Raw genomic sequence first — 4,608 nt, forward strand, 5'->3', positions numbered from 1 at the left:
CCAACGTGGCGCGCAACGCCGCGGCCCTCGGCACGCACTGCGGCCTGCTGGGCGTCGTCGGTGCCGACGAGGCGGGCGACCACGTCGAACGCATCCTGCGCGAATCGAGCATCCACAGCTACCTGAAGCGCGACGAGGCGATCTCCACGATCATCAAGCTGCGCGTGATCGGCCGCCAGCAGCAGATGGTGCGCATCGACTTCGAGGACGCGCCCACCGAAACGATCCTGCGCGACAAGCTCACGCAATTCAAGGCGCTGCTGCCGGACTACGACGTGATCGTCCTGTCCGACTACAACAAGGGCAGTCTCGTGGATGTGGCCGAGATGATCCGCGCCGCGCGCGCGGCCGGCAAGACCGTCATGGTCGACCCCAAGGGCGACGATTTCACGCCGTACGCGGGCGCCACGATGCTCACGCCGAACAAGTCGGAACTCAAGCGCATCGTCGGCAGCTGGAAGACGGAAGAGCAGCTGACGGAAAAGGCCCAGAAGCTGCGCACGGACCTCGGCCTGGAAACGCTGCTGCTCACGCGCTCGGAAGAGGGCATGAGCCTGTACACGGCGAACGAGGTCCTGCACGTGCAAGCGGACGCGCGCGAGGTGTTCGACGTCTCCGGCGCCGGCGACACCGTCATCGCGACGATGGCCGCCATGCTGGGTGCCGGCGTATCGCTGCCGGAAGCGCTGGCGACGGCGAACCGCGCGGGCGGCATCGTCGTCGGCAAGCTGGGTACGGCGACCGTCACGCGCGACGAGCTGTTCGCGCAACGCCGCAAGGACGACGGCCACGCGTGATTGCGTGGTCGCAAACCAGGGCGTCAACCCACCGCCGTATTCATCCGTTAAGGCAACAGGCGGCCATCCCCGGCCGCCAACCAAGCCAACGATAACGGAGAAAACGAGATGATCAAGAAGCTGATGCTTGCAGTCGCCACGCTGGTGGCGTCGATGGGCTTTGCATTCGCCCAGGTGGACGTCAACAAGGCCGATGCCGCCGCGCTGGATTCGGTCAAGGGCGTCGGTCCGGCCATGTCGAAGGCAATCATCGACGAGCGCACCAAGGCCGGTCCGTTCAAGGACTGGGCCGATTTCCAGAAGCGCGTGAAGGGTGTGGCCGACAAGCGCGCCGCCCAGCTGTCGAAGGCCGGCCTGCAGGTCAATGGCCAGGCCAGGGACGGCGCGCCGATGGCCGCCGCACCGGCTGACAAGACCGCCAAGCCCGCCAAAGCCGGCGCCAAGCCGGCCGACGCGAAGGCCAGGCCGGAAGCCAAACCCGAGGCCGCCAAATCGGCGACCTGATCCGGCTCCTGCCGCATGAGAACCCCGCCCCGCGCGGGGTTTTTGTCTTTGTACAAAAGTATTTCGCTTGCCGGTCCCATACGCGCCCCGTCAACTCGGATTAGAATGTCGGTTTCGCGTTCGCAAAAGAGTAGGCAATGGCATACAAGACCATCGAAGACACGATCGGTAATACCCCGCTGGTGCAGCTGGTGCGCATCCCCGGGCCGGAAGCGGCGGCCCGCAACAACGTCATCCTCGGCAAACTGGAAGGCAACAACCCGGCGGGTTCCGTGAAGGACCGCGCGGCGATGTCGATGCTGCGCGGGGCCGAGGCACGCGGCCAGATCAAGCCCGGCGACACGCTGATCGAGGCGACGAGCGGCAACACGGGCATCGCGCTGTCGATGGCGGCCGCGATCCGCGGCTACAAGATGGTGCTGGTCATGCCGGACAACCTGTCCATCGAGCGCCGCCAGAGCATGGCCGCGTACGGCGCCCAGATCATCCTGACGCCCAAGACGGGCGGCATGGAATACGCGCGCGACCTGGCCGAGCAGATGCAGAAAGATGGCCAGGGCATCATCCTCGACCAGTTCGGCAACCAGGACAACCCGCGCGCCCATTACGAGACGACGGGTCCGGAGATCTGGCGCGACACGGAAGGCCGCGTCACCCACTTCGTCAGTGCGATGGGCACGACCGGCACCATCATGGGCGTGTCGCACTACCTGAAGGAACGGAACGAAGCGATCCGCATCATCGGCGCGCAGCCGGAGGAGGGATCGTCGATCCCGGGCATCCGCAAATGGCCGGAAGCCTATATGCCGAAGATCTTCGATAAATCGCGCATCGACCAGGTCGAGAATGTGACCCAGGCCGCGGCGGAACAGATGGCACGCCGCCTGGCGGCCGAAGAGGGTATTTTCTGCGGTATTTCCGCGGCCGGCGCCTGCGAAATCGCCTTGCGTATCTCGCAAACGGTGGAGAATGCGACGATCGTGTTCATCGTCTGCGACCGCGGTGATCGTTATCTGTCGACGGGTGTGTTCCCCGCCTGATTGCTTGCTTGCCCGGCGCGGGTTCCCGGCGCTGGGTCTTCCCCATCCCGCATCCGCTGCGGGGAAATACTATCCCTGACCCGGCAATTCGATCATTCGGGAGGCCGGCAGAGTCGGGCGGTGCGGCGGCATCAATGGCCGCCGTCCGGTCCGGTGCGTGCCATTATTACTCGCTGCCGCCTGCGTTGCCGTCCTTGTCTTTCGGCTTGAACTGCTTGTCGCTGATGCGGAACTTGGCACGACGGTCGCCCATCAGGTAGCGCAGGTCACGGATCGACAGATCGGAGACTTCGTGCATGCGGATCAGCAGCGAAGCGCCGACCGGCAGACGGTGGTGGCGGATTTTCGAGATCACCGGCGGCGCAACTTCCAGGGCGCGCGACAGTGCGGCGTCGTTCTTCAGGCGCAGGTTCTCGATCAGGGTGTCGAGCAGGCGATTCGGGTTGTATTGCAGCAGTTCGTCGTTTTCCGAATCGCTGTTCATATCGATACCGACTTGGTTCGTCATGATTCACTATTCCTATGAGGGTTTGTCAGAGCTCGCGGCGGAACTTCCACTCCTGTAAGGATATGAAAGTTTCTACTAAATTATACAACTAATTTCCAATTTAGTACTTAAGAGCAATAAGGATCAGTGGCTTTCGTTGAGTTCGTTGTCCCATCGCAACAATAGCCGCAATGCAATTCTCTCACAAACTCACTGAGGACATCATTGTTTTTTATTTAAACTTAAGTGTAGAGCAATTAACGATGCGCTGCCGCACAATTAGGAATTGAGTAGTGGAATGACAACTTGAGAGGGGGTATCGGGGAGGATGCTAAGTTTCTCAGGAGAACTGTCTAGAAGAAATAAGCATACCCCCGGGGAGTATAAGGTTGTCACGACTGCATGACTCAGCCGTATTTATGACAATCCTGTTACAAACTGATACAAAGTTGTTGGTTGGAGGACACTAGATTCCGCGCGCCAACCGCACCGCACGGCCTAATTCGATCACGGACATGGCATAGAAATAACTGCGATTGTATTTAGTGATAGCAAAAAAGTTAGCGTTCGCTACCCAATACTCCGTCGGGTCCGCCCCGTTTTGTAAATCGACGAGGCCGTACAGGCGGCCGTCCGGCAGGGCCGTGCGCGTCGCGACGCCGGCACCGTCCAGCTCGCCCGGGCGGTAGCGCGCTTCCAGTCCGCCGAGCAGCCCTTGCCAGGCGAGGCTGGGCGCCACGTCAGCGGGGAACACGGCCGGCCCCGTGTTGTTGCGATCCCAGCCGTGCTCGACGAGGAAGTTGGCCACGCTGCCGATCGCATCGGCGGCCGAGCCGCGCAGGTCGACGATGCCGTCGCCGTCGAAGTCCACGCCATATTTCAGGATATTGCCTGGCATGAATTGCGGCATGCCGACGGCGCCGGCAAACGAGCCCAGCAGCGAGAACGGGTCGATGTTTTCCTTGTGCGCGAGCAGCAGCGTGTGTTCCAGCTCGCTGCGGAAGAACGCCATGCGGTTGGCGCGGTTCGGCGCTTCCGGATAGGCGAAGGCGAGGGTGGTCAGCACGTCGACGACGCGGAAGCGGCCCGTGTCGCGGCCATAGATCGTTTCCACGCCGAGGATGCCGACGATGATCTCGGCCGGCACGCCATACGTCGCCTCCGCGCGGGAGAGGAGGTCGGCGTTCTCGTTCCAGAAGCGCACGCCCGCGTTGATGCGGATCGGCTCGATGAAGCGGTCGCTGTACGCCTGCCAGTTCTTCGGCTTGCCGGGCGGCGCCGGTTTTACGAGCTGGACCGCGGAATCGATGAAGCGTGCGCGTTTGATCACATCCTCGATCTGCGCGCGCTCGAAACCGTTGCGGGCGACGATGTCGTCCTCGAAATCGCGCACGGCCTGCCAGTCGCTGAAATTGACGGCCTCGCCGTCGTAATCGATGGCGGGGCGGGCGGGGGCTTTCGCCTTCTTGCCGGCCTTTCGCCCCGCCTTGGCGGCCTTGGCGGCCTTGGCGGCCTTGGCGGCCTTGGCCGTCTTGGCCGTGGTCTTGGTGTGATGGAGCGAGGATGCGGCGAGGGCATCCGCCGCCGGCCCGGCGCCGATGGCCAGGGCAAGCAGCAGGGAAGCGAAGGATTTCATCGAACTCGGGACAGCAAATCTCTCAGGATGGGAACGAGGCCGGTGCCCGGACTCTGCGGTCCGTAGCGGTAAGCGCTGTAGCGGCGCAGGAATTCCGTCGCGGCCGCGCCAGTCTCGGGAGCCAGGTCGGCGGCGGCGAGGCGC

General features: G+C 63.1%; 5 protein-coding genes. 3 read left to right on the forward strand and 2 right to left on the reverse strand.

Features of this window, described 5'->3' with window-relative positions:
• From ACEN88_RS24825 to cysM, 3 genes are all read left to right on the forward strand, one after another.
• On the forward strand, nt 1-797 hold a 797-nt coding region (locus ACEN88_RS24825; protein WP_413343969.1), incomplete at its 5' end, for a bifunctional heptose 7-phosphate kinase/heptose 1-phosphate adenyltransferase.
• A gap of 108 nt (nt 798-905) precedes the next feature.
• A complete protein-coding gene (locus ACEN88_RS24830; RefSeq protein WP_413343971.1) occupies nt 906-1,301 on the forward strand; it encodes a ComEA family DNA-binding protein in 396 nt (131 codons plus the stop codon).
• Nucleotides 1,302-1,438: 137 nt separating this feature from the next.
• The gene (gene cysM, locus ACEN88_RS24835; protein ID WP_413343973.1) at nt 1,439-2,341 is read left to right on the forward strand and encodes a cysteine synthase CysM; all 903 of its coding nucleotides are present in this window, start codon (nt 1,439-1,441) and stop codon (nt 2,339-2,341) included.
• A 166-nt stretch (nt 2,342-2,507) separates the two neighbouring features.
• Here cysM and ACEN88_RS24840 read toward each other — a convergent pair whose 3' ends face one another.
• Both ACEN88_RS24840 and mltB read right to left on the reverse strand, forming a co-directional pair.
• Complete coding sequence (locus tag ACEN88_RS24840; RefSeq protein WP_082577546.1) at nt 2,508-2,849, reverse strand: hypothetical protein; 342 nt, start codon at nt 2,847-2,849, stop codon at nt 2,508-2,510.
• A gap of 445 nt (nt 2,850-3,294) precedes the next feature.
• Nucleotides 3,295-4,464, reverse strand: coding sequence for a lytic murein transglycosylase B (gene mltB / locus ACEN88_RS24845; RefSeq protein ID WP_413343975.1), 1,170 nt, complete (start codon nt 4,462-4,464; stop codon nt 3,295-3,297).
• Nucleotides 4,465-4,608 lie beyond the last annotated feature (144 nt).

The organism is Massilia sp. CT11-108 (assembly GCF_047302915.1).
GTDB classification, from domain to species: domain Bacteria; phylum Pseudomonadota; class Gammaproteobacteria; order Burkholderiales; family Burkholderiaceae_D; genus Telluria; species Telluria orientalis.